The 23,078-nt window shown below is 61.4% G+C and carries 23 protein-coding genes and 3 pseudogenes; 11 read left to right on the forward strand and 15 right to left on the reverse strand.

Going from position 1 to position 23,078, the window contains the following annotated elements; translation table 11 throughout:
* Positions 1-190 precede the first annotated feature (190 nt).
* From RLDS_RS40580 to RLDS_RS40610, 7 genes are all read left to right on the forward strand, one after another.
* A complete protein-coding gene (locus tag RLDS_RS40580; RefSeq protein WP_031298179.1) occupies positions 191-1,606 on the forward strand; it encodes an efflux transporter outer membrane subunit in 1,416 nt (471 codons plus the stop codon).
* Between the two features lie 7 nt (positions 1,607-1,613).
* Positions 1,614-2,285 carry a TetR/AcrR family transcriptional regulator gene (locus RLDS_RS54535; RefSeq protein WP_084514788.1) on the forward strand — a complete coding sequence of 224 codons (672 nt, stop codon included), beginning with the start codon at positions 1,614-1,616 and terminating at the stop codon, positions 2,283-2,285.
* 2 nt (positions 2,286-2,287) lie between these two features.
* Positions 2,288-2,956, forward strand: a complete 669-nt coding sequence (locus RLDS_RS54540) for a TetR/AcrR family transcriptional regulator (protein WP_084514790.1) — start codon at positions 2,288-2,290, stop codon at positions 2,954-2,956.
* Positions 2,953-3,432: a CsbD family protein gene (locus RLDS_RS54545; RefSeq protein WP_021226154.1), complete on the forward strand. Its 480-nt coding sequence runs from the start codon at positions 2,953-2,955 to the stop codon at positions 3,430-3,432. Before RLDS_RS54540 ends, RLDS_RS54545 begins: the two co-directional genes overlap by 4 nt.
* Positions 3,432-3,977 (forward strand): HdeD family acid-resistance protein, encoded by a 546-nt coding sequence (locus RLDS_RS40600; RefSeq protein WP_021226155.1) that lies wholly within the window; start codon positions 3,432-3,434, stop codon positions 3,975-3,977. Before RLDS_RS54545 ends, RLDS_RS40600 begins: the two co-directional genes overlap by 1 nt.
* Positions 3,978-4,017: 40 nt before the next feature.
* Positions 4,018-5,298 carry an NAD(P)/FAD-dependent oxidoreductase gene (locus RLDS_RS40605; protein WP_021226156.1) on the forward strand — a complete coding sequence of 427 codons (1,281 nt, stop codon included), beginning with the start codon at positions 4,018-4,020 and terminating at the stop codon, positions 5,296-5,298.
* Between the two features lie 397 nt (positions 5,299-5,695).
* On the forward strand, positions 5,696-6,502 hold the full coding sequence (locus tag RLDS_RS40610; RefSeq protein WP_330217100.1) for a phospholipase A: 807 nt from the start codon (positions 5,696-5,698) through the stop codon (positions 6,500-6,502).
* Positions 6,503-6,890: 388 nt separating this feature from the next.
* Here the strand turns inward: RLDS_RS40610 and RLDS_RS40615 are convergent, their stop codons facing one another.
* The 7 genes from RLDS_RS40615 to RLDS_RS54550 form a co-directional block, all read right to left on the reverse strand.
* Positions 6,891-8,345 (reverse strand): efflux transporter outer membrane subunit, encoded by a 1,455-nt coding sequence (locus RLDS_RS40615; RefSeq protein ID WP_021226158.1) that lies wholly within the window; start codon positions 8,343-8,345, stop codon positions 6,891-6,893.
* Between the two features lie 4 nt (positions 8,346-8,349).
* Complete coding sequence (locus tag RLDS_RS40620) at positions 8,350-9,258, reverse strand: efflux RND transporter periplasmic adaptor subunit (RefSeq protein ID WP_021226159.1); 909 nt, start codon at positions 9,256-9,258, stop codon at positions 8,350-8,352.
* 10 nt (positions 9,259-9,268) lie between these two features.
* On the reverse strand, positions 9,269-9,481 hold the full coding sequence (locus RLDS_RS40625; RefSeq protein ID WP_021226160.1) for a DUF1656 domain-containing protein: 213 nt from the start codon (positions 9,479-9,481) through the stop codon (positions 9,269-9,271).
* Entirely contained in the window at positions 9,478-11,460 is a 1,983-nt protein-coding gene (locus RLDS_RS40630) for an FUSC family protein (RefSeq protein WP_021226161.1), read from the reverse strand. Before RLDS_RS40630 ends, RLDS_RS40625 begins: the two co-directional genes overlap by 4 nt.
* Positions 11,461-11,462: 2 nt before the next feature.
* On the reverse strand, positions 11,463-11,933 hold the full coding sequence (locus RLDS_RS40635; RefSeq protein ID WP_021226162.1) for a MarR family winged helix-turn-helix transcriptional regulator: 471 nt from the start codon (positions 11,931-11,933) through the stop codon (positions 11,463-11,465).
* 134 nt (positions 11,934-12,067) lie between these two features.
* Positions 12,068-12,214, reverse strand: coding sequence for a transposase (locus RLDS_RS57400; protein WP_161626728.1), 147 nt, complete (start codon positions 12,212-12,214; stop codon positions 12,068-12,070).
* Between the two features lie 60 nt (positions 12,215-12,274).
* On the reverse strand, positions 12,275-12,475 hold the full coding sequence (locus tag RLDS_RS54550) for a hypothetical protein (RefSeq protein WP_021226163.1): 201 nt from the start codon (positions 12,473-12,475) through the stop codon (positions 12,275-12,277).
* Positions 12,476-12,542: 67 nt separating this feature from the next.
* On the opposite strand from RLDS_RS54550, the gene RLDS_RS40645 reads away from it, so the two are divergent.
* On the forward strand, positions 12,543-12,806 hold the full coding sequence (locus RLDS_RS40645) for a hypothetical protein (RefSeq protein WP_021226164.1): 264 nt from the start codon (positions 12,543-12,545) through the stop codon (positions 12,804-12,806).
* A 39-nt stretch (positions 12,807-12,845) separates the two neighbouring features.
* Here the strand turns inward: RLDS_RS40645 and RLDS_RS40650 are convergent, their stop codons facing one another.
* On the reverse strand, positions 12,846-13,748 hold the full coding sequence (locus RLDS_RS40650; RefSeq protein WP_021226165.1) for an SDR family NAD(P)-dependent oxidoreductase: 903 nt from the start codon (positions 13,746-13,748) through the stop codon (positions 12,846-12,848).
* A gap of 93 nt (positions 13,749-13,841) precedes the next feature.
* Here RLDS_RS40650 and RLDS_RS40655 point away from each other — a divergent pair, with 93 nt between their 5' ends.
* Positions 13,842-14,507, forward strand: coding sequence for a TetR/AcrR family transcriptional regulator (locus tag RLDS_RS40655; RefSeq protein ID WP_021226166.1), 666 nt, complete (start codon positions 13,842-13,844; stop codon positions 14,505-14,507).
* On the opposite strand, the gene RLDS_RS57290 is transcribed toward RLDS_RS40655, so the two are convergent.
* The 5 genes and pseudogenes from RLDS_RS57290 to RLDS_RS40670 form a co-directional block, all read right to left on the reverse strand.
* Positions 14,476-14,997, reverse strand: coding sequence for a pyridoxal-phosphate dependent enzyme (locus tag RLDS_RS57290; RefSeq protein ID WP_330217101.1), 522 nt, complete (start codon positions 14,995-14,997; stop codon positions 14,476-14,478). The two genes, RLDS_RS40655 and RLDS_RS57290, sit on opposite strands and share 32 nt — an antisense overlap.
* A 34-nt stretch (positions 14,998-15,031) precedes the next feature.
* Positions 15,032-15,358 (reverse strand): annotated as a pseudogene (locus tag RLDS_RS57295) (pyridoxal-phosphate dependent enzyme); the annotation flags it as partial.
* 52 nt (positions 15,359-15,410) lie between these two features.
* Positions 15,411-16,751: a M16 family metallopeptidase gene (locus tag RLDS_RS56675; protein WP_201767484.1), complete on the reverse strand. Its 1,341-nt coding sequence runs from the start codon at positions 16,749-16,751 to the stop codon at positions 15,411-15,413.
* Between the two features lies 1 nt (position 16,752).
* A pseudogene (locus tag RLDS_RS56985) lies at positions 16,753-18,306 on the reverse strand (M16 family metallopeptidase).
* Positions 18,307-18,618: 312 nt separating this feature from the next.
* Positions 18,619-19,983, reverse strand: a complete 1,365-nt coding sequence (locus RLDS_RS40670) for a transposase (protein ID WP_013039168.1) — start codon at positions 19,981-19,983, stop codon at positions 18,619-18,621.
* A gap of 34 nt (positions 19,984-20,017) precedes the next feature.
* On the opposite strand from RLDS_RS40670, the gene tnpA reads away from it, so the two are divergent.
* Positions 20,018-20,431, forward strand: coding sequence for an IS200/IS605 family transposase (gene tnpA / locus RLDS_RS40675; RefSeq protein ID WP_052034127.1), 414 nt, complete (start codon positions 20,018-20,020; stop codon positions 20,429-20,431).
* A 19-nt stretch (positions 20,432-20,450) separates the two neighbouring features.
* Here tnpA and RLDS_RS40680 read toward each other — a convergent pair whose 3' ends face one another.
* Positions 20,451-22,028, reverse strand: a complete 1,578-nt coding sequence (locus RLDS_RS40680) for a TonB-dependent siderophore receptor (RefSeq protein WP_021226170.1) — start codon at positions 22,026-22,028, stop codon at positions 20,451-20,453.
* Here RLDS_RS40680 and RLDS_RS40685 point away from each other — a divergent pair.
* Entirely contained in the window at positions 22,027-22,401 is a 375-nt protein-coding gene (locus RLDS_RS40685; RefSeq protein WP_021226171.1) for a carboxymuconolactone decarboxylase family protein, read from the forward strand. The genes RLDS_RS40680 and RLDS_RS40685 overlap by 2 nt on opposite strands.
* Positions 22,402-22,582: 181 nt before the next feature.
* Here the strand turns inward: RLDS_RS40685 and RLDS_RS40690 are convergent.
* Positions 22,583-22,768 (reverse strand): annotated as a pseudogene (locus RLDS_RS40690) (IS3 family transposase); the annotation flags it as partial.
* Positions 22,769-23,078 lie beyond the last annotated feature (310 nt).

Below are 23,078 nucleotides of genomic sequence, written 5' to 3' on the forward strand. Positions count from 1 at the left end.
GACAGTCGCACGCCGGGACTGGTCACCCGATGCGGGTTGCGGATCGGCCGCCCCGAGCGGCGGCCAACCCGGAGATGTGAGCCATCACTCCCCGGGCGGGTTGCAGTCCGGCGTCTTGTCCCAACGCGCCGGGCTGCGACCCCTTGGCCGAACGCCGTTGCATCGAAAGGCACTCTTCAGGGGGCGAAGGTTGTTCCTGTGCGGCATCGTTGCTTTTCTTGGTGGCTGCACGCTGGCGCCAAAATATGAACGGCCTGCAGCACCTGTGGCGCCCGTTTACCCGAACGGTGCGGCCTCTGCTGGTGCATCCGCCGCTGAGATCAAATGGCAGCAGATGTTCGTCGACACAAAGTTGCGTGCAGTTATCCAAATGGCGCTGGACAACAATCGCGACCTTCGTGTCGCGGCGCTCAACATCGAAAAAGCGCGGGCGCAATATCGCATTCAGCGTGCCGCCCTGATCCCGGACGTCAATGTCACCGCGAGTGGCACCGAGCAGCGCCAGCCCGGTGGGCTCGCCTTCTTCGACAGCTCCTACAGCCTGGGCGTCGGCGTGAGCGCCTATGAACTGGATCTGTTTGGCCGCGTGCGCAGCCTGAAGGATGCGGCGCTCCAAAGCTATCTGTCGACTGTGGAAACCCGGCGCGCGACCCACATCAGCCTGGTTGCCGAGGTGGCGAGCGCCTATGTCACGCTTGCAGCCGATCAGGAGCTTCTCCGCCTGGCCGACGACACGCTGCGCACGAGGCAGCAAGCCTATGACATCCAGGACAGGCGCTACGCTGCGGGTACATCGTCACTTCTTGAACTGCGCCAGGCGGACGGGGAACTGGAAGATGCCAAGTCCACGGCTCTGGCCGCGAGCAGTCAGGTGGCCCTCGATCGCAATGCTCTTGAACTGCTGGTGGGGACGCCGCTTGCACCCGACATGTTGCCGGTGGCGGGGGCCACGACCGCGATGCTTGGCCGCGATGAACTGCCGGCCGGCTTGCCGTCCGACCTGTTGCGCAACAGGCCGGACATTCTGGCGGCCGAACATGACCTGATGAGCGCCAATGCCAATATCGGTGCGGCGCGAGCGGCCTTCTTCCCCAGCATCAGCCTTACCGGCAACGTCGGGCGCGCGAGCTTGGAACTCAAGGATTTGTTCGACGGCGGCAATCACACATGGAGCTTCAGCCCGCAGATCAATCTCCCGATCTTCACCGGCGGTCGGCTCAAGGCTGACCTCGACGTCGCCAGGACCGAACGCGATATCGCCGTCGCGCAATATGAAAAGTCGATCCAGACGGCTTTTCGGGAAGTCGCCGATGGGCTTGCCCAACGTGCCGTCATGGACGCCCGGCTCGACGCACAGCGCAGGCGAAGCGACGCCGCCGCAATCTCGAATGATCTCGTCCAGCGCCGCTACCGTGAAAAAGTCGCAGGATATCTTGAGGTACTCGATGCCCAGCGGACAGCCTATGCGGCACGACAATCGTTCATCCAGACCGATCTGGCGCGGCAAATGAACCTCATCACGCTTTACAAAGTACTCGGAGGCGGATGGGATCCAGGCCTTTCCAATCGCGCTGACCCCGACACATCCGCCAAACGCACTGGGTGAGTGTACAATGGCAATGGGGCATATCAAGGCGAAGGCCGTCAACCGCCAGTCCCCAAAGCGTGGCGACCGCCGTGAAGCAAGGCGGGCTCAGCTTGTCGCTGCAGCCCGCATCGCTTTCCTTGCGAAAGGATTTGCTGCCACGACGATCGAGGATATTTTTCGATTGACAGAAACGTCGCCGGCGACGCTCTATGCTCACTTCACCAGCAAATTTGCTCTCTTCGAAGCGGTGGTGCAAGATGAAGCGCAGCGGATTTGGAACCGGCTTCTGACTGTTCTGCCGGCGGAAACATGCATACCGGTGCCTCTGGGATCCTTCATTGCGACGGTGATCAATATTGTCGCCGATGAGGAGATGATCGGCTTCTTGCGCCTCGTAATTGCCGAGTATCGGCGATATCCCAGCATCGAAGCGATTTTCCATAAGACCGGCCCGCGCGTTCAACTCCTTATTTCCAGGCATTTCCAGCATTGCGAAGAACTGGTGGGATTATCTCCTGAATGTGCCGCAGTGACAGCCGGCATATTCGTGTCGAGCATTGCCAATGTACAACTTGCCTTGCTTACCGGCTTTGCAAAGCCGGATGAATTGGCGACACTTTCGGAGCGACTAACAAGAGAAATCCGCGCAATCATCGACTTTGGCAATGCGCCATACATGCAGGGCGGTCAGAAGTAAGCATGCGCCGCAGGGGTCGATCTTCGAAACCGGATGGCCATGTCACCGTGCAAAGACGCCACAGCGCCAAGCAAGAGGCACGCCGACAACGATTGATCGAAGCTGCAAGAAGCGCCTTCTTGACGAAGGGTTTTGACGCGACAACGATCGATGACATCGTGAGCGTTTCTGGCGGTTCACGCGGTACGCTTTATATCTATTTTGGCGGCAAGTCGGCCCTTTACGAAGCTGTCGTCAAACGAGAAGCAGTGCGTGTCGTAGAAGCGCTGTCTGCTGCTCTTAGTGATGCGTCCAGGCTGAGTTCCTTCCTGACGGCAGTCATGGACGTCGCGACCGGAGAAGAGGCGATTGCGCTCATCCGTCTCGTGATCGTCCGATGCGAGCAGCATGATGATATCCCGGATATCTTTCGCCAGACGATACCGATTTTGGAAACTCTCATCGTCAACCATTTATGGGCATGTGTCGATTTTCCTCAGCTGCCAGAGCCTATGCGTCAGGCCCTCGCCGACGCGCTCATGATGGGCATCGCACAAGCTCAATTGTTCAAACTCACTGGCCTTGCCGGACAGGGTGACGAGGCCGCGCTCTCGCGCCAGGTCATCCGACACCTTTCCGCGCTAATCGCTGCTTTCGAGCGCGCCACGACTGACCAGGAAGGACGGGAATGAACAAGCACCAGATACATGGAAACTGGAAGATCGTTTCGGGGAAAATCCAGCGGATATGGGCTGAAAGCCTGGGAGATTATCGCGCCGCCGTGCACGGCAATCTGCGCGAAATCGCCGGCCTGATCCAGAAGGAGTTCGGCCTGGCGCAGGAGGAGGCGAAGCAGGCGATCGAGAAATGGCGCGAGGAGGAACTTCCAACGGCATTGCTCAAGGAACAATGGGATCGTTTCGACCTGGCGATGAGGGACCAATGGGATGTCCTGCGCATCCGACGCAAATTGCTCAGTCACGAACTGGAGGACAAACGGCAACTCGTCATCAGCCATGCAGAAGAACTCGTGAGCCGTTTCGCCACGCATTATAAACTTTCCGAGGATGACGTCGCCCGACAGGTCAATGACTGGTTGACCATGGCGCGAAGCTGGCTCGCTCATCCTTCACCAAATGATCGGCGCAAACCGGAGGAAAAGCTGTGATGAACACTGTCGAATTTTCCCGAAGGAAGCCTGTCAATCGCAACGACTGGATCTGGATGCTTCTGCATTCGCTGGCAGTCATCGCGATTGGTATCCTCGCTTTGGTTTTTCCGTTTCCGGCCAGTCTGTCCGTCGGGATCCTGCTGGCAATGACGCTTATGGTCTATGGTATATTGCTCATCATCACTGGCTTTGTGCGTCGGAAAACCGACTGGGGCGATATCCTTCTGGGGTTTCTTGGTCTGCTTGTTGGTAGCGTGACGTTGACCATGCCACTCACGGCTACCGTGACCCTGATGTGGATGACGGGAGCCTGGTTCATCGTTTCTGCGATCTTCGGCCTTGTCAGCGCCTTTCGCGCAGATGATGGCCGGACCTGGCTCTTTCTGAACGCTTTGCTGGATCTCGTCTTTGGCGCGGTTCTCTTCTTTGCCGACCCGCTGAGCGCGCTCGCCTATGCCGCGTTTCTTTTGGGGTTCAGCCTGCTCTTTCGCGGGTCTTTCCTGCTGGTCACAGCCCTCAGGGTGCGCGCTCTTCACCGATGAGGCGGCGGGTGTCTGAAAGTTTGGAAAGTTTGATATGACTATGAAGCACCGTGTCGTCATCGTCGGCGGAGGCGTGGCCGGCCTCGATCTGGCTAGTCAGCTGGCTGGGAACAAGCATCCTGAACTGGATGTCAGGCTGATCGATCGTGAGCCCGCCCATGTGTGGAAGCCGATGCTCCACACGATTGCCGCCGGCACGGCTGATACCTTCCCGAACCAGACGGCTTATCTCGTGCAAGCACGCAAACGTGGATTTCGGTATGAGCCGGGGGAAGTCGTGGGGGTCGATCGGCAGTCGAATCAAGTCGAGATTGCGCTGATGGTAGATGGTGAAGGCTGCGAGCTCGTTCCTGCCCGAAAAATTGCCTACGACACCCTTGTCCTGGCGGCGGGCAGTCGCGCCAACGATTTCGGGACGCCCGGCGTATCGGAACATTGCATGACGATCGACTCCCGGTGCGAAGCTATCGCTTGCAACGATCATCTGCGAATCCACATGCTCAAGGCGATCGCATCGGGAACCCCTCTCTCCATCGCGATCGTCGGGGCGGGCGCTACCGGCGTTGAGCTCGCCTCCGAGCTGATGCGGTTGGCCGACATCCTGGAGCAGCATGGTGCGAGCGGCTTGCGGAAAGGCCTCAAGGTCAGTTTGATCGAGTCGCAATCCCGCATTTTAGGACCCTTTCCCGACAAGATTGCCGCAGCTGCGGCTGAGGTACTTGAGGAACTGGGCATTGATATTCATACCCATGCCCGGGTGCAGTCGGCGGATGCGCAGGGGTTCGTGCTAGCCGATGGGCGGCGGATCGACGCCGAACTGAGGATCTGGGCAGCGGGCGTGCGCGCTCCCGAGTTTATAGCCGGTATCGAGGGCCTGGAGCATAGCCGGCAGGGGCAGGTGGTCGTCGGCCCGACGCTGATGTCGGCCCAGGATCGGGCGATCTTTGCCCTGGGTGATTGCGCGAGCCTGACTTTGCCTGACCGGGCCGGTCCATTGCCGACGACCGCACAGGTCGCTTACCAGCAGAGCGTCTATCTGGGCCGCCAGCTTCCCAGAATGCTGAACGACGATCAGGTGCCGCCATTTCGTTATCGTGATTTCGGCTCGCTGGTCTCACTCGGAGGATATGACGCCTATGGTACTTTGGGACGGTTTGGTCTGTATCGAGGCGGCTTCCTCAAGGGCCGCGTGGCCCAACTAGGCCATGCGTTTCTCTATCGGCGACATCAGGCACGTCTCTACGGCCCCCTGCGCGGGAGCCTGCTCTGGCTCGCCGATTGCATCAGCGGCGCGATCAGGCCGACACAGAGGTTGGGCTGAGATGAGGCAGCTGATGCTTGGACCTTGCGCCCTGCTGCTTGCTGTGCCGAGCCCGGCTGCCGCCCAATCTACCGTCGAAGTCCTGCTGAAAGGAGCGATCGAGAAGGATGCTGAGGGGCGATCGATCATCGAACTACGCCTACTCAATGCCGGCGGATCCGCCGAGCATATGATCCTGCCGGACCGTGTCGAGGCACGGATCGAAGAAGCTGGGCGCTCGCGTTCCGTATGGCTTGCACGATCCGCCAGTACAGCTTCGGACCTGACGGTCCCAGCTTCGGGTTTTGCTCAGGCTCGCTATCAACTCGAAACGCAAATAACCCATTCCGGCGCCCTGTTAACGATTCCTGCCTGGTCCACTTCGACCGTGAAATTTCAGGAACCAAGGCTGACACGCATGGCGGTCGCCGCCGAACCTGTCCCCGAAAATGAAGAGCCCCAGATCACTTCAGTCCAGCCCCCCTTCGACAGGCGGCCGGGCAACGCGTTCATCGCCAATCTCGCCCCCTACGAACCCATTTATGGGGTTTATGGTCCAGGCACGAATAGCGAAGCGCGGCTCCAGATCAGTTTCAAATATCGTCTGTTTGGCGTGAAGCATGGCGAAGACGCGCGACCATCGTGGCGCAACGGGTTGTATTTCGCCTACACGCAGCGAATGTTCTGGGATCTCGGAAGCGATTCCGCACCTTTCCGAAACATCGACTTTCAGCCGGAGCTGATCTACACGACGCCGTCGAGCATGTTGACGAGTGGCGTTTCCGTCGCAGCGCAAGCCGGTATTCGTCATGAATCCAACGGCCGCGACGGCTCTGATTCCCGGAGCATCAACAGCATCTATGTCATGCCAATGGCTGCGCTTCCACTGATGGGCAATTATAGCCTCGTCGTCGCGCCCAAGCTGTCAATCTATGTCGGCGACAAATCCGACAATCCGGATATTGTCCGCTACCGCGGGCATGCCGGATTGTTCATGGAGGTGGGGGATGATGAAGGGCTGCGTCTTTCGACCTCCGCCAGGCTCAACTTCGGGTCAGGGAAGGGGGCGATAAACGCCGACCTCTCCTATCCGCTGCCGCGGCTGCTGGGCGGAGGGCCGGACGTCTACCTCTTTGTCCAGTCTTTCCATGGCTATGGCGAGAATCTTCTCGACTATAATCGGCGGACCAGCCGGCTGCGCATTGGATTTGCCCTGGTACGCTGAGCAACGCGTTCGCTCGTGCGCTCTTCTTCGACCAGTGGGCTGGAAGTCTATCTCGTTCACCGGCGCCTATAGCTGCAATATCGCAGATCGGCCCGACCCGGATACCTTGCGGCCGCTACGCGCGGGCAGTTTCGTGCTCGCCGCGTGATGTTCGCTCCGTCCGGCCCGCCGACCGAACGGCTTATTCTCTCCCGCAACCCTCTACGAGCCAGATCTTCGCACAATGAAGCGCGCGTCCGTAAAATGGACCGATAACTGGCCATCGATCTTCCTGGCGCTTCATTTATAACGGAAAACGCAGGATCGGCTCCAACCTCCCGAAGCGGCGGAGTCTGCGATACCGAAACACGCATGGACTCCGGCCGGATCAGCCTTATTGCTATGGGCATCAGTTTCCATTGCCAGTCGCTCGACGTGCCGCTGGATCACCCCACCCTCCGCCCAGTGCGAGAAAGAGCCGGACCCGATCGGTTGCGATCGTCGTTTGCGAGGCTGCAAGCGCTGCTTCGGCCTGTGCGAACGTCCGCTGCGCATCAAGGGTTTCGAGGCCAGAGGCCAGCCCGCCACGCGCCAGCCGTTGCTGGAGGACCAGGGCCTTGCGGCTTTCGTCGCGGGCCGTAGCGAGGCGCGCATTCTCCTCGATGTCACGCGCGTAGGTCGCCAGCGCCGTCTCTGTTTCGCGCAAGGCGCCCAGCACCCGCCCGTCGAACGTTGCAAGCGCGGCGCGACTGGTCGCATTCGCCTGCTCGATCCGCGTGCGCGCCACGCGCCGGTTAGGGAAGCTCCACGAGATGAGCGGGCCAGCACTGAACCGGAACGCGGCACTGTCCATAAGGCCGTCAAGGCTGCGCGAAGTCGACCCGAGCGACGCGCCAAGGCTGATCGTGGGGTATAGATCGGCAGTCGCGACCCCGATCCGCGCCGTGGCTGCGGCGAGCTGGCGCTCCGCCTCCCTGATGTCCGGTCGACGCCGCAACAAGGCGGCGCCATCGCCGATGGGCAAGGCCTGCCGTATCGTCGGGACCGTGCTGCATGTCGCCAGTTCCGGCGGAAAATCCTTCGGCTCCCGGCCAAGGAGCACGGCCAGTCGATATAAAGCGGCCCGCCGGCTGCTCTCCAGTCGAGGCACAGCGGCACGCAACTGGGCAAGGAGGGTTGCGGATCGCGCGATGTCGAGCGGTGTGCCAACCCCCGCGCGCCTGCCCCGCTCCAGCAGCGCAAGACTTTGCTGCTGCAAGGCGACGGAGCGATTGGCGACGGTGATCTGAGCGCCTGCCGCACACGCTCCGCTATATGCGTCGACGACATCGGCGACGACCGTGATCACCGCCAGGTCATAAGCCGCCGCCTGTGCGCCGGCGTCGGCTTCGACCGCTTCGATGCCGCGGCGGATGCGCCCGACAACGTCCACTTCATATGATATGCTTGCGCCCATGTCGAAGGTCGTGTGAACGCCGGCCGGGGAACCGATGCCAAGGTTCGACGCTTCGCCGACCGAAGGCTGCGCATCCAGGCCGGTCTGAACACCGGCACGCGCCCGTGCCTCGGCAACGATGGCGCGGGACCGTTCGAGATTGGCGGCGGCTACCCTCAGATCGGTATTAGCCCCGAGCGCTTCCTCGACCAGCGCATCGAGGCGCTGGTCCGCATAAAGCTGCCACCACCGATCCGGCAGAGGTTCGGATTTGAACGCGGCCGCCCCGCCTTCCACGAAAGCCGATCGCGCGCCCTCTCTCGACGCCGAGGGCACGGGCGGGGCATAATCCGGCCCTACAGCCGCGCATCCCGCGATCAGGAGGGAAGCGACCGGGACGATCGAGGCGAGTGATTTGCGCATGGCCATCGCGTCACTTGCTCCCGGCGAACCTGAAATTCTCGTCGGCGCCATCAAGCGTCACCGTCACCGTGCGCCCTGCGACAAGGTCCAGCCCCCGGGGCACCTTGTCTATCGCAATCCGCACGGGAATGCGCTGGGCGAGGCGGATCCAGTTGAAGGTGGGATTGACGTTCGCCAGCAGCGTGCCTGCCGTCGTGGTCCGCTCCCGGTCGTCGATGCCCGCCGAGCGACCCTCCACGTGGCCCTTTATCGGCCGGTCTTCCCCCATGACCTGGATGGTGACCGGCGCGCCGGGATGGATGCGGGGCAGCTTGGTTTCCTCGAAATAGCCGGCGACGTAGAAGCTGTCGGAATCGACCAGCGCCATCACAGGCTGGCCCGCGGTGGCATAGGCGCCGGGGCGCAGGGAGAAGTTGGTGATGATGCCGTTGACCGATGCGCGTACCTGCGACCGCTCCAGGTTGATCCGGGCAAGCTCGAGCGCCGCTATCGCCTGCGCGTAGCGGGCTCGCGCCTCCTCGGCCGCGCTTCTGCGATTGTCACGATCCTGGTCGGACACCACGTCGCCGAGCGAACGATAGCGGCGATCCTCCCGTTCGGCCGCCGTCAGCGTCGCGCGCGCCGTCGCCACCGCCGCCTCGGCCTGATCGCGCGCGTTGCGGAGCCGGGCATGGTCGACGACGAAGAGGACATCGCCCCGTTTCACGACCTGGTTGTCGCGGACGAGCACTTGTTCGACCCGGCCCGAGACATCGGCCGCCAGCGGAACGACGTCCGCCCGGATCTTGCCGTCGCGGGTTTGCGGGGCGAAGGTGTAGTAGGTATAGAGCTGCCACAGGACGAAGATCGCAAGAGCAACCACGAAGAGTGTGAGAAGCGGTTTGATCAATCGTTTCAGACGGTCTCTGGTCAGGATCATGGGCGTGACTTCATGTCTTGGTGATGAGGCGCAGGACGGCGAAGGCCAGTCCCGTCAGGGTGATCAGCAGGGCCGTGTCGAACAGGGGGCGCTGCCAGATGAACCGATAGAGGCCAGCCGCATCCAGCAGCCGCGACAGGACGGCCCGGACGAGCAGGGCGGCCGCCATGCACAGCAGGAGCGGCGAGAGGAAAATCCCCACGATATTGACCTCGCCGATCATGGGGCCGGCTCCCAGGCCGGTGCGCGATGGAAGAGCGCCAGCCTGAGCCCGGCGAGGCTATGAAGGGTCGCATGGCGGTCGTCGTTCGACGTGCCGTCGCTGGCACGAACCGTGTCCATCGCGGTGTCGATGACGGTCAGAAATTGCGGCGAAGGATCATCCGCGTCGATTTGCCGGGGCGCACTTTCCAGAACCTGCTCGACTTTTTCCCGGGCGGCCGCTCCCAGCCTGTCCGCGGCCATCCGCAGATCGCCGATATTGAGACCCGCACGCATGCGGACAAGCAGCGTCGCTGAGCGCTCGATCTGACCATTTGCGGCCAGCCGCGTCGAGAGCGCGGCAATCCGGTTGAGCGCGCGTTCGACATAGCCGTTTCTTTCCCTGGACGTGGCGGTACGGCTCAGCCGGGAAATCTCGGCAATCTCCATGCGCAATACCCGGTGAACCTGATAGTCGACGCCGAGCGTACGCGAGAGGTTCATGCATAAAGTGGCGACCATGAAGCCTGGGATGAGAGCCAGATTCGCCTCTAGGAACGTATCGAACGCCGCTGGCGTGTAGCTGGCCTGAAGGTTGATCCCGCTCAGAGAGAAGAGAAAGATGAGCAGCACCATCGGATTGACCGCGATCCAGGCGGCGAGCGGCAGGATGAAGATGGCCATCACCGCGAGGAAGGTCGGATAGTCAGTTGCCAGCGGTAGGAGACCGTAGTTCAGCGCTATGGACAGCACGAGCGCAAGCATCAGGAGGCGGCCGGTCACCGCCATGATCCGTCCGGGCTGGTCCATCATGCCGAAAAAGCCCACCAGCGCGACTGCGAGGGTAAATGTATTCGCGCCCTGGCGCCAACCGGTAGCGTACCAGAAGCCGCAGAGCAGCAGATAGCCGGCAAACAGGCCAAGCGAGACCTGAACGGCGAGGCCAATATCCGGCTTCAGCGGGAAATTGCGGGCCTTCGCCACATCCCGGGCGAGGGCGGGACTGAGATCGCCGGACCCGTTCAACGAGCGATCGATGGCATGTATCTCGCTCCAGATCATCAGCATATCAGCCATCATGTCGGCGAGCGCCCCATGGACGAGTTTCAGCCAGGCTGCGCGCGGGCCGTCGGGCTTCGGCAGATCGTGCAGGGCTTCGATCAGTCGCGGCGGGGCCGACCGGCCTACTTCCAGACATTCGGTCGCGAGAGCGAGGGGCGGAGCGATCGCCTCCCGTTCCTGTGCATCGAGTGCGGCGATCCTGTCTCCTATGGCCGAAAGCAGCGGGATCATGCGGATCAGCCGTTGCTGGATGGCCAGTCCGCCGTTCAGCACGCCCTTGTTGACGGCGGGATCGTAGCGCAATTGCGCAGTCGTCTGCGACAGGGTGATGATATCGGCGAGGGATTTGAGCCGGTCATGCGCTGCCTGGGCATCGTCAGGATGACCCTCGACAACATCCATCGCCCATTTCTTCATGGATGGCAGCCAGCGAGCCAGGCTTGCCCGCAACATATGTTCGGATGAACGTGGCGCGATCACACTGTCGACCATGGTCACGACGATCACGCCAAGCCCGATCTCGCTAACGCGCGCCACCATCGTGTCAAAGAGACGTTCGGGATGATCGAATGCGGGAACAGCGATGAGCGCGAGGGTCAGTCCGAAGAGCCAGAAAGCATAGCTACGGGGCGTTCTGTCGATGAAGGACAATCCCATCGCCGTACAGATCGCTATTCCGAGCGACAGGATGAACAGGCCGCTCACATTGCCGAAGACCGAGGCAAGAAGCAGCGTAGCCACGCCGGCCGAGAATGTCCCGAAGAAGCGGTAGGCCGCTTTTGACCGGATCGCGCCGGATGTAGGGTTCATGCAGGCGCCGCAGGTGACGAGCGCCCAATATGGTTGCGGCAGCCCGATCCATGCGGCAATCGAGAAGGCGATCATGCCGGCGAGGTAGAGCTTGATTGCGAAGATCGCCTGATCGGCCGTCAGGGCCATTTTCACCGATCGGCTTCCCCGCTCTGGAGGAAATCGGTGATGCGCCTTTCGAACAGGCGAAGCACCCTGGTCGCCGTCTCGATCTCCTCGAGGGGAATGTCGGCGAGCAGTGACTTCCTTAGTCGAACAAACTCTTCCTCCAGTCGAGCGCCCAGCGCGCGCCCTTTGTCAGTCGCGTGGATGATCCGTATGCGCCGATCCTGCCCGTACCCGCGTCGCTCCAGATATCCCGCTGCTTCCGCCTGATCGACGATGCGGACCATCGCGCCATGGTTGACGCCCACTTCCTCCGCCAGCGCGCCTTGCCGGATCCCGTCTTCGCCCGCGCGGGTCACCATGATGACGGCCGAACTGATGGGGACGGGTACATCGAAATTCGCGGCCACGAGTGTCACCGCCTGAATCCAGACGCGACGTACAGGCTGCAGCGAGGTCGTGAAGGCGAGAAAGGAGAGCGCGGGCGATTTGGCCATGGTGGCTCCATAGCGCGCCCTTCATTATAGTTCAATAGGCAACTATTGCTTTGGCTCTGATTAGTGCCATATTTCGCCGTAAGTTGCACGGCCAGGTGCGGCCGGGGGCAGGGAAAGTGTCAACGTCTCCCTGGCTAACATTGCATCGAAAATCGCGCCTTCGGCTGGCTGCTATTTCCGATGCCTTCAAAGGCGGCTTTGGCGAGACCTCGCCATCGCATTCGGCGCAGGCCGTAGCATCGCTTCCATGTACCGAAGATCTTCTCGATGAGGGCGCGCACGCGATGGATCGGTTGATTCCATTCGTGGAGCTTGCAGACCGTTTCAGCTTCGTCGCGGCCCTACATGCCGGTGGCGACGATCCGGGGAATACCGCCTTTTGCCAGCAAGGCACCACAGAAGTGATTGCCGCGATAGGCGCTATCGGCAAACACCTCACCGGGATTGTCGGGCAAGGCATCGGGACCTGCCTTGCCATCATTGATATTTGCCGATGTGATCGACACTTCCTCGACCAACGCGGTATCGGCATCGGCGCCCATGTGGGCCTTGAATACGTGGACAGCCCGATACTGTGTCGGCCGCCATGACGAGGGCAACATCGAGCGTATGCACATAGCGGCTGTCGCCATCCATGTCCCGCTCGTCGAAAAACTCGACGATGGGCAAGCCCATCGGACAAGCGGACTGGCCGTCCTTCGTGTCCTCGAACCGGAAAGCGCTCCCAACCGTGTCGATCTCAGCCTTTCTAACCTCGATAATCTCACCGCGTCGGCAGCCCGACATGGCGATCAGGCGGATGATGTCGACAGCGCGCGTATAGTGTTCGGCCTCGGCTGCTTTGGCGAGGAGGCCCTAGGCAGGATGCGATAATTCCGCTTTACATCTGACTGAACCTTGCCGCCACAGGCCTCATTTGACGGGAAAGGTCACGCCGGTCAGCTCCTCGGACACCGCCCAGAGCTGTTGCTGGATCTTTTGGTCGTGTGAGGCGGCGCTGGAGGTGACCAGTTTGGGATATCCGCGCATCTCGCCCCATCCGTCAGGACCGTAAAACTCTCCCCCGAGGATAGAAGGATCGGTTGCCGCACGCAATGTGGGTAGGGCCCCTATTGCTGCCTTCTGGGTGATCAGCGGCGCAAGCCCGGTGACGATCATACGCATCCAGCCCGGCAGATTGCGGGCGAGCTCGGTATTGGACACGCCGGGATGCGCCGCCACCGCGATCGTGCTGCCGTGATACGCCAGGCGGCGCTGCAATTCATAGGTGAACATCAGATTGGCAAGCTTGGACTGACCATAGGCCCCGCTGCGGCTATAGCTGCGCTGCCATAGCAGGTCGTCGAAATGGATCGCTGCATTGATGCGGTGGGCGGTGCTGCTGACAGTCACCACGCGGGAGCCGGGAACCGGAAGCAGGCTCTCCAGCAACAGGCCGGTCAGCGCGAAATGGCCAAGATGGTTGGTGCCGAACTGCAACTCGAACCCGTCAGCCGTGGTCAGTTTCGGCGTGTACATCACCCCGGCGTTGTTGATGAGCAAATCAATGCGTGGATAGGCGGCGCGCAAATCCGCCGCCGCCGTGCGGATGGAGTCCAGCGAGGTCAGGTCCAGCAGCTGCACAGCGGTATTGCCTGTGATCCGCGCTGCCGCCTGCCTGCCTTTTTCGACATCACGGACCGCCAGCACCACCGTTGCTCCATGCCCGGCCAGCATTCGTGCGGTTTCAAAGCCCAGCCCGGTATTACCGCCGGTGACGATGGCGATGCGGCCCCGCTGATCCGGGATCCTTTGTTCCGTCCAATTACCGCTCATGACAGTTTCCTATGAAACCGGTAGTCTGTAATGCAGGATTTACGGACCGACAGTCTTTTGTCAAGAGACCGAAGGTCTTTAATTGAGGTGGGCATGACGTTCCAGAGAGCGCGAAATGAAGAGCAACGAGAGGCCCGGCGACGCGCGATCCTCGATACGACGGTGACGATGCTCAATGAGATGCCGGTGGCCGAGGTCAGCCTCAACGAACTCAGTCGCCGGGTGGGCTTGGCCAAATCGAATGTCATGCGCTATTTCGAATCGCGCGAGGCGGTCCTGCTTGAATTGCTCAGTGATTATCTTGAGCGCTGGCTGGTGGACCTGGCGGCAGAGCTCGCGATCGGTGTCGAGATGGAGGCTGCTCCTCTCATGCGGACGCGCCAGATGGCGGATGTGCTCAGCCGGTCCCTGGCGACCCGCCCGGTGCTGTGCGATCTCTTCGGCGCGCAAGGGGGAGTGCTGGAGCACAATGTCTCGGTCGAGGTCATCAAGCGGCACAAGCGCGCGTCCCAAACGAACCTGAAGGTGATGACGGACCTGGCACTGCGCCATATCCCGGAGCTGGGGGAGGGGGCGCAAATGGCCTGCCTGATGGCTCTCTTGTCGGCCGGCGCGCTGTCAGCCTATACGCCGCCACCGCCCAGCCTCCTTGCCGCTTACGAAGAGGAACCTGCGCTCGGCGCACTTCACATGGAGTTCGCAAATGTGCTTCGCGCATCGATCGCCCTTACATTCCTGGGCGCTCTGCCGCGCGACTGAGCGAGCCGCGACCCATTAGGCAGGTCTTTGATATATGGGCTCGATCCTTTTGCGGTGGGCGAAACACCTTCGATCGTCCTCGGCAAGGCCGGATCTCCCGCAAGTCTGTGACACGGATCACGTCGTAGTTATGCGCCAACGCCGTTCGTCGAGGAAACAGAAGCCAACGGTCGTTCGCACCTACTGCGCTACGGAAACCCTCGGGATCGGCGACGCAGACGCGTGTACCGTGCCGGCAATAGCGGATGTAGCGACCTATGGTGGCCGACGTGCCGCCGTTTCCCGCACCGCAGACGATCCACGCCGGGACCGGGAGTTCCTCCTCGCGCATCTGTTGGAAAATGCTCTCGGAGATGTTGTTGCCGCGCCAATCGGTCGCGCGCTCGGCATTGCTGAACTGGTCCAGGTAATGCCCGCCCGTCGCCGCCGCGAGCCGGCGGGCTTCGTCGTACACCGCGAGCGGATTGGCCACCATGAAACCGGATGGCATCAAGCTTAGCCGGGGCAGCCGCTTGCGGCACCACTGCGATGAAGCGCAATCCGAGCAACTTGGCGAGATAAGCTTCCGAAACCGCCGTCGAGCCAGAGGACGCCTCGATCAGCACGGTATCGGGGCCGATCTGCTCATTGCACAGAGCATAGAGGAAAAGCGAGCGGGCGAGCCGATGCTTAAGGCTGCCGGTGGGATGCGTGCTCTCGTCTTTCAGGTAGAGTGTAATGCCCGGCACCTTCGGCAGTTCGACCCGTATTAGGTGGGTGTCGGCCGAGCGGTTGTAGTCCGCCTCAACGAGCCGGATCGCTTTGCAGAGCCAATGCCGATCGACCCGGCCGCCGCCGGAGGATGCTATCATCGTGTGCTCTCCAGGTGTCGAGTTTGCTTGGCGGGACTGCGTTCGCCAGAGACTACCGGATGACTTTGCCGTCAGCGTCGAGGACGGTTACCGGCCCGATGTTCAAGGCCCGGATGCTATCCTCGATCTTCGAGAGGTCGCCGACGACGAGCCAGGTCAGCGCGTCGGGCGAGAGCATCCGCTTGGCCGCCGCGACGACGTCCGCTTCGGTCTGACTTTCCAGCGCCTGCTTCTGATTTGCCACATAAGCATCCGGACGGCCATATGTGTGGTTTGTCTCCAGCGCCCGGAGCACCGCGTCGGATTGCTCGTAGATGCCGGGGAGAGAGCGCACGCGCGATTTCCGCGCGATGTCGATCTCTGCGTCGGTCGGCGGCGTGGGGGAGACGATTGCGCTGACTTCCTTGAGGATTTCGCGCATTGCTTCGGCGGTCTTGTCGGACTGCACCGCGGCAGAAACGATGAGAGCTCGCTGCCCTACGGCGTCCCTCAGCGAACTGTAGGCACCATAGGTCCAGTGCTTGTCCTCACGCAGGTTCATGTTGATCCGCGAGGTGAAGCCGCTGCCGAAGACGTCATTGGCGAGCAGCATCGCGATATAGCCCGGCGCCGACGTGGGTGTGTTCAGTAATCCGCCGTTGATCGTCGACTGTTCTGCGCCGGGACGATCGATAAGGAACACGCGCGGTACGTCGGGCCGGGCGACAGGGGCCAGATTCTTACGCGGCAGGGGTGATTGGGGCGGCGCCCAGTCGCCGAACGCTTGCTCCAGCAGCGCCGTGATCGCCGGGAGCGTGGTGTCTCCGACGACGAAGATCGTCGCGCTATCCGGCCGGTAGTGATCGCGGTGGAAAGCGAGGATGTCCGCCCTAGTGATGCTGCCGAAGGATTCTGCAGTGCCCATGCCGGAGGGCGGGATCCCATAGGGATGGCCGGGCCCGTAAAGCAACGTAGGGAGTATCCGCTCGGCCAGCAAAGCAGGCGCGGTCCGCTCGTAGGAAATCTGGGCAAAGCCGCTTTGGCGCAGGCGCTCTATGGCCTCTTCCCGGAACGCAGGCTTGCGAAGAATATCCGCGAACAGCGCGATCGATGGCACAAGCTGCGCATTCATCGCGCGGAGCCAGATAACGGTCGAATCGAGATTTGACCGCACGCCGATCTCAGCGCCCAGCCGTTGCTCCGCATTGGCAAGTTCAATTGAATCCAACTCCTCGGTGCCTTCGTCGAGGAGATGCGAGACAAACATCTCGGTGCCCAGCTTGCGACCGTGATCGGCGGCAGACCCGGCGTCGAACTGCACGCTGATGGAGGTAAGGGGCACGTCGGCACGCCGGGCGAGAGCCACCTCGATACCGTTCGCGAGCCGGGCGCGCTCGACCGCCGGGAAGATCACGTCAGGGAAAATAGTGACCTCGGGCACGCCCTTGCTGCGACCAACCTGACTGGGAACGGTCGTATAGGCTTTTGTCGGTGGCCGCATGGCGGCCGGCCGGCCCGGCAGTTCCGGCCTGCTTCCCTGCGCGATATCCTTCGCCGGGCGATCGGCGTTGGGTTTGGGGGGCTCGGTGACCAGGGTGTAATCGCCTTGCGAGCCATTTGCGCGCCGCCGCGAGAACCTGCGCCGGTGTTGCCGCGTCGATCCTTGCGAACTCCTCCTTGTAAGCGGCGGAATCGCCCCATCCGGCTTCGTAGGTGGCCAGAATATTCGCAATCGCGCCGGCACCGTCCAAATTGCGCACGAAGCGCTGACGCTGCCGGTTCTTAGCATGTTCGAGTTCATCCTCGGTCGGTCCGTCCTTGAGGAACCTGGCCAATTCCTCGGTGATCGCGGCCTCCACGCGGGCCGGTTGGGTGCCGGGCCGCACGAAGACGGCGAACTCGAACAGGCTAGCGAGTGCCAGGCTCTGGACATCTGCCGAAATCGAATCAGCAACACCATCCCTGTCACGCAGCCGCAGTTGCAGGCGAGATGTCCGGTCGCCGCCGAGCACTTCCGCGGCGAGTTTGAGCAGCGCGTTCTCGGGATCGTCCGCCTGGGGGACGTTCCAAACGCGGGTGATGAGGGTCGCCTCGACATCGTCCTGCTCGACCGCTCGCGTCGATTGCGTGCGCGGCGCGACTCAAGGCTGCTGCCGGGCGACCGGTGGCCCGGAGGGGATGTCTCCGAAATAGCGCTGAGCTTTTTCCCGAGCCTGTGCGGGCGTAATGTCGCCCGCTAGTACCAACGTGGCGTTCGCGGCGCCGTAATAGTCACGAAACCACTGCTGAACGTCGCTCAGGCGCGCTGCATCGAGATCGGCGAGCGAGCCGCCCGTGTCGTGATGGTAGGGATGGTTAGACGGGAAGATGTTGCGCAGCACATTGCGCTGCGTGCCGCCATAGGGCCCGCTGCCGCGCTGACGGATTTCATTCTGCACCACACCGATCTCGGCATCGAGTTCGCCTTGATCGATCGCGCCGAGCAGGTGGCCCATGCGGTCGGATTCCATCCACAGCGCCATGTCCAGCGCAGTCGTCGGGACGGTTTCGTAATATTGGGTATGGTCGAATGTCGTCATTCCATTCAGCCCTGTCGCCCCTACCCGTTCGAAGGGCTTGAAGAATGACTCCTTGTTGTGCTCGGAGCCCGAGAACATGAGGTGCTCGAAAAGATGCGCGAAGCCGGTCTTCCCGGCCGGCTCGTCGGCGGAGCCGACCCCATACCAAACCGAAATCGCAATGACTGGCGCCTTGTGGTCCTCGTGCACGATCACCGTAAGGCCGTTGCCGAGCTCGAACTTCTCGAATTTGATCTCGGGAAGCGAATTTGCCAGCGAATGTGCGGCTATCGCAGGCGCGGCCTCCGCCAGCTTCACGGCGCGCTGCTGGGCAACAGCGGGTGATCCGGCCAAAAGGGCAGCGCTGATCATCAGAGCTGTGGGAAATGACTTGTACGGTAGAGCAGGCATTGTCGGCAATCCCCATATTAAAAAATAGAATTTGTCGGGCAGCCACCGCTGACCGCCAGCGACGGATCAAGACCGGATCAATAAACGGCCGATATTTTTAGAGTCCTCCTCCGAGGAGGAACCCCTCCGACTTCAGTCGGATACTGGCTTCAGCCTTAGACTCGCGTGCAAGCCTGTAACCTCGGGGAAAACGGAAGACCGCCTGAAGGGCGTAAGTCTTCCGTTTTCCCCGAGGTTACAGGCTATGCGCTACAAGAGCGGTTGTCACACAACATTCCATCACCGTTATCAGCGCGGTGACGAAGTCGGTTTTCAGCCGGGTCTGTCAGCGCCTTCAGGGGTAAAAACGATGAGGAGCATGGCCCTTTCTCCGTCGAACTCGGCGACGAGGGCGATGACGAGCGCAACATCGGTCTGAACTACGAACAAGAATGCCTTGGATGCGCCCCTGGCGCCCCTCGGAGTGCCGCAACCGAACAGGGCGCGCATGAGAATGCCAAGATTGAACCCGGCGACGTGGATCAAATAACGCTTGTGAACATTCTCGCGCCCGCGCAGCCACGCGCGGCGCATGCCGCCGCGATCCAGGACGTGGGCAAAGCTACGCTCGACCATCTCACCACGCTTGCGCATCGCCTTGCGTCCGACGGCGGATTTCAGGCGAGACCGATTGGCGTAGACGGCCTTCTGGGCAGCCTCGTCGCCGTGCCAGCGCAGATATCCATTCGGCGGTGCCGGCTCGGCGATGCGCGTCTTCCAGATGTCGCCGTCGAGACCCTTGAGGAGCTCGCGCGAATGATAGCCTTTATCGGTCACAAGATCGCAGGGATCCCCGGACGTCGGCGCCAGGCCAATGTCGGCGAGGTTGCGTGCTGCCGTCTCCAGCGTGGCGTCGAGCGTTGTCGTGTCGCCCTTGTCGGCCGGGTGGATCGGCGCTGCCACGATAACACCCGTGTCGAGATCGACCGCGTGTTCGGGCTTGTAGGCCAGACGCGTCGAGCCGTTCTTCATCCGCGCGACCTTCGCGTCGGGATCGGTCTTGCTCGCCCAGTCCGCATTCGACAGCTTCTTGCCCTTGCGTTTGCGATCGAGCCGGACAAGGTCGTCGATCGTCGGCGTGTCGATGCCGCTCTCTTGCGCCATGCGCACCAGCATCTCGCGGTAGGTCTCGCCATTGTCACGCCGCACGATGGTACGCAGCGCGGCGTTCGCCTCCATGGTCGAGCCATCGACGCCGATCCGCTCGCCTTTCACCAGATCGTGCCCGGCGACGAGGGCCAGTACCCAGCCGAAGATCTGGTCATGTACCTCGTGCGGCAGGCGGCTCCGCGTCTTCGACAACCAGCTATGATCAGGGACCTTGTCGCGGCTCGACAGTCGCAGGAACTCCCGCAGCGACAGCGAATCCGAACAGCGCCAGACAATCCCGCGTTCGCTGTCGATGCCCTCGAAATAGCCGATCAGCAGCATGCGGAAATAGCGGCCCGGCGGCAGCGACGGGGCTCCCATCCGCGGCGCATAATAGGGCTTGCACGTCTTCTCGACAAAGCCATCGAAGCCCGCCTCGGCCAGCAGCTTCTGGAGCTTGTCGTAGAAAACATGCCCCGGTGAACGCGGTATCTCCGCCCACGTCACGATCAAATCGGACTGGACCTCGCTATCACGCCCCATCGCCATCGCCGCTAACCCGCCAGACAATCCCACTGCCGCACTGAATCAGCCACCGCCGACTTCGTCAACGGCCTGTTATCATCTGGTGTGGGCGCCGAAGTACCGCTTCAAGGTGCTCCATGGCGACGTGCGCTTGCGGGTCCGGGAAATCATCAGGCAGGTTTGCGCCGAGATGGGCGTGACGATCATCAATGGGGCGCTGTCGAAGGACCACGTGCATATGTTCGTCGAAATCCCGCCGCACGTTTCCGTCAGCGACTTCGTTCGCCGCGCCAAGGGGCGCTCATCTCGGAAAATCCAGCAGGAGTTCGAGCACATCCGCAAGCGGTATTGGGGGCAACGCTTCTGGCAACGCGGCTACTTCTCGACCACATCCGGCAACATCACCGATGACATCATCATGCGGTATCTCGACAAGCATACCCACAAGGATGGCTTCAGCCCCGCCTCATGATCCTACCGGCGTCAGCCGGTCAGTCATTCAGGAGGATATTGCGCGGAATTCCGTACCAGGCGTTACTATACCCGGCGCTGTTCTCGCCGATATTCTGGTAATAGCGTTTGTCAAATATGTTGTTCGCCGACAGCGCCGCAGACCAGTGCGCGTCGATTTCATAGGCGACGCGCAGATCGACCACCGCATAGGCCTTCTGCGTCACGTTGAACGGTGTCGCGGGATTCTCGCCTGGTGCGCAGTTGCCCAGCGCGTCGAAGCGCGGGCAGCCGGCACCTTCCACATAGCTGGCGCTTTTCGCGACGATGCCGCCGCCGATGGTCCAGGACTTGAGCGCGCCCGGCAGATCGTAGCTGGTCCACAGCTTGAACAGATGCTTGGGCGTCTGCGAACTCAGGATCAGACCGTCTGACGCCAGCTCGCTGACGGTCTCATTCTTGTTGTAAGTATAACCCGCTGTCAGCCACCAACCTGCCGCTAGCTTGCCGCTGAGCTCGAGTTCGACTCCCTCGCTGCGATTGGTTTCTTCAAGATAGCAGCAATCCGGCAGCGGCGAAACGATGCTCGGATCCTGGACGGAGCCGCCGGTCTGGCGAATCCTGAACAAAGCGAGTGATCCGTTGAGCGTGCCGTTGCGCCATGAGCCCTTGATCCCTGCTTCGATATTCACGCCGTCGAGCGCCGAGGGGAGGCGGGTCATGTCCTGCCGCAGCATCGACATCTGAGGATTATAGATATCCGCATAACTGACATAGATCGAATAATTAGGACTCAATTCGTAGACGATCCCGCCATAGGGGACGAACTTGCCCTTGGTTTTGGTTTGGATCATATCCTCGAAGAGCAACTCGCCGAAAAAGAACGTTTGGCTATTCAGCGTTTCGTCCAGCCAATTGAACCGCCCGCCACCGATCAGCGAGAGGCCGTCAGCCGGATGGAGACGCAGGGCGCCCATCACACCATATTGGTTGCGGCGAAGCTTCGCGACAGCGCCGAACGATGAGGTCGTCGGCTCCTGCAGGTCATTCAGATCGCTGGTGAAGGGATCGAAGGGCGGGACGTATCCGTCCAGGAAGTTGAGCGGGATGTCGGACGAGATGTGCGAGTGGTCCGCGCCCAGGGTGATCTCGTGACGTCTACCGAACAGGTCGAAGGCGCCGGTCAGGGTCGCGTCAACGGTTAGGTTACGGCCCACCGTGTCGCTTTCAATCGCACTCGGCCCGCCGACCAGATGCGTCACCGGATTGATCGTGCCCAGGACATAAGCATATTTGGAATCGTTAGTCTGGTGCAGCCGAGCGCCGTTGACCTTGAGAACCCAGTCCCTGCCGAAGCGCCGCTCCAACTGCCCGAATAGTTCCACGCTCTCGGTGTCGGCGCGGTTCCACGGCGCGGCCAGCGCGGTCGAACGCGCAAGCCCGGCATCCGAACCATCGTCGAAATGGGGAACGCCGTAGGGCACGAACGTGTGATCATTCGCCTCATAGCTGCCGCCGGCGCGCAGCGTCGTTACGGAATCCGGAAAGAATTCGACGATGCCGTAGATTGCAACAATAGCGCTGCCTTTGACGAAAACGCCGGAAATCGAGCAGCCCATGGCGCCTGACATCCGATATCAGCGCGGCCTCGCGCAACTCGAGGCAGTGGCCGGCGCGCAAGGGATTGCGGTCGTAAACAGCCTTAAAGATACCGCCCCCGATCTCGGCCGCTACATAGTCGAGTTTGCCTATGGCGATATCTTCACGCGACCGAGCCTGGACGTAAAGACTCGCGAATTGGCAACAGTCGCAGCCTTAACCGCGATGGGCACCGCGACCCCTCAACTCAAAGTCCATATGCAAGCGGCGCTGCGGATCGGCGCAAGCCAGGAGGAGATCATCGAAACAGTGATGCAGATGATCCCCTATGCGGGATTCCCTGCCGCCCTGAACGCGGTGACAATAGCGCGCGATGTATTTTCAGCGAAATAATCCATTGCCGACAGGTCGCCGCCTTCCTTGCCTCGTCGAGCAGCCCGTTCTTCGCGAACAAATCCTGCGGACCAAGACCAGCCAGCAGCTGGTCCGACATATCCTTGTCGATCGCCAGATCGATGGTCCTTCCTATCTATCTCTACAGCCATGCGCACAAAATTACTGACAGTACCGCTTTGCCGGTCAAGCGGCGCTTTTCCGGTTCCATAAACCTTAGCGTAGGTGGAGTGAGGCTGCGCGCGATCCTTTCCTTGCGGTACAGTTCGGTGATGCTGTTCTCGCTGCGCAATCCATCCAGCACGACACGGATCTTGTCCTTGGCCAAACAATGGCGCCGGGTCTGTCGTCGAATGTCCTTCATCATTCACTCTGTATGGGCCTTCACCGGCAATTCCGCATTGGAGGATCTGTGCCATTGGCGCTAACGGCGAACGGTCCCGCTCACAGGGGCCAACAGAAACGGATGCTGTATGAGCAGCGCGATGCTCCTCTTCTGGCACCCCAACAAGAACAATTTATCCTGAAAAAGCATCTTCCACCTCACGATGGTTGCGTCTCGGAGAAGCGAGGGGGCACCCCCAGTTCATATAATCGCCCGGCCAGGAATTGGGAGAATCAACACCGCTTGCTCTGCAATCGCCGTTCCGGTATGGTGGCTGCGCTTCATGACACTT

This window comes from Sphingobium lactosutens DS20, assembly GCF_000445105.1.
Lineage (GTDB): Bacteria > Pseudomonadota > Alphaproteobacteria > Sphingomonadales > Sphingomonadaceae > Sphingobium > Sphingobium lactosutens.

Bases quoted from the DNA above. Each gene is read 5' to 3' on its own strand.
- RLDS_RS54535 (WP_084514788.1), top strand. From the start codon at position 1,614: ATGGCAATGGGGCATATCAAGGCGAAGGCCGTCAACCGCCAGTCCCCA.
- RLDS_RS54540 (WP_084514790.1), top strand. From the start codon at position 2,288: ATGCGCCGCAGGGGTCGATCTTCGAAACCGGATGGCCATGTCACCGTG.
- RLDS_RS54545 (WP_021226154.1), top strand. From the start codon at position 2,953: ATGAACAAGCACCAGATACATGGAAACTGGAAGATCGTTTCGGGGAAA.
- RLDS_RS40600 (WP_021226155.1), top strand. From the start codon at position 3,432: ATGAACACTGTCGAATTTTCCCGAAGGAAGCCTGTCAATCGCAACGAC.
- RLDS_RS40605 (WP_021226156.1), top strand. From the start codon at position 4,018: ATGAAGCACCGTGTCGTCATCGTCGGCGGAGGCGTGGCCGGCCTCGAT.
- RLDS_RS40610 (WP_330217100.1), top strand. From the start codon at position 5,696: ATGGCGGTCGCCGCCGAACCTGTCCCCGAAAATGAAGAGCCCCAGATC.
- RLDS_RS40615 (WP_021226158.1), bottom strand. From the start codon at position 8,345: ATGGCCATGCGCAAATCACTCGCCTCGATCGTCCCGGTCGCTTCCCTC.
- RLDS_RS40620 (WP_021226159.1), bottom strand. From the start codon at position 9,258: ATGATCCTGACCAGAGACCGTCTGAAACGATTGATCAAACCGCTTCTC.
- RLDS_RS40625 (WP_021226160.1), bottom strand. From the start codon at position 9,481: ATGATCGGCGAGGTCAATATCGTGGGGATTTTCCTCTCGCCGCTCCTG.
- RLDS_RS40630 (WP_021226161.1), bottom strand. From the start codon at position 11,460: ATGGCCCTGACGGCCGATCAGGCGATCTTCGCAATCAAGCTCTACCTC.
- RLDS_RS40635 (WP_021226162.1), bottom strand. From the start codon at position 11,933: ATGGCCAAATCGCCCGCGCTCTCCTTTCTCGCCTTCACGACCTCGCTG.
- RLDS_RS54550 (WP_021226163.1), bottom strand. From the start codon at position 12,475: ATGGGCGCCGATGCCGATACCGCGTTGGTCGAGGAAGTGTCGATCACA.
- RLDS_RS40645 (WP_021226164.1), top strand. From the start codon at position 12,543: ATGCACATAGCGGCTGTCGCCATCCATGTCCCGCTCGTCGAAAAACTC.
- RLDS_RS40650 (WP_021226165.1), bottom strand. From the start codon at position 13,748: ATGAGCGGTAATTGGACGGAACAAAGGATCCCGGATCAGCGGGGCCGC.
- RLDS_RS40655 (WP_021226166.1), top strand. From the start codon at position 13,842: ATGACGTTCCAGAGAGCGCGAAATGAAGAGCAACGAGAGGCCCGGCGA.
- RLDS_RS57290 (WP_330217101.1), bottom strand. From the start codon at position 14,997: ATGCCATCCGGTTTCATGGTGGCCAATCCGCTCGCGGTGTACGACGAA.
- RLDS_RS40670 (WP_013039168.1), bottom strand. From the start codon at position 19,983: ATGGCGATGGGGCGTGATAGCGAGGTCCAGTCCGATTTGATCGTGACG.
- RLDS_RS40685 (WP_021226171.1), top strand. From the start codon at position 22,027: ATGGCGCCTGACATCCGATATCAGCGCGGCCTCGCGCAACTCGAGGCA.
- RLDS_RS40680 (WP_021226170.1), bottom strand. From the start codon at position 22,028: ATGGGCTGCTCGATTTCCGGCGTTTTCGTCAAAGGCAGCGCTATTGTT.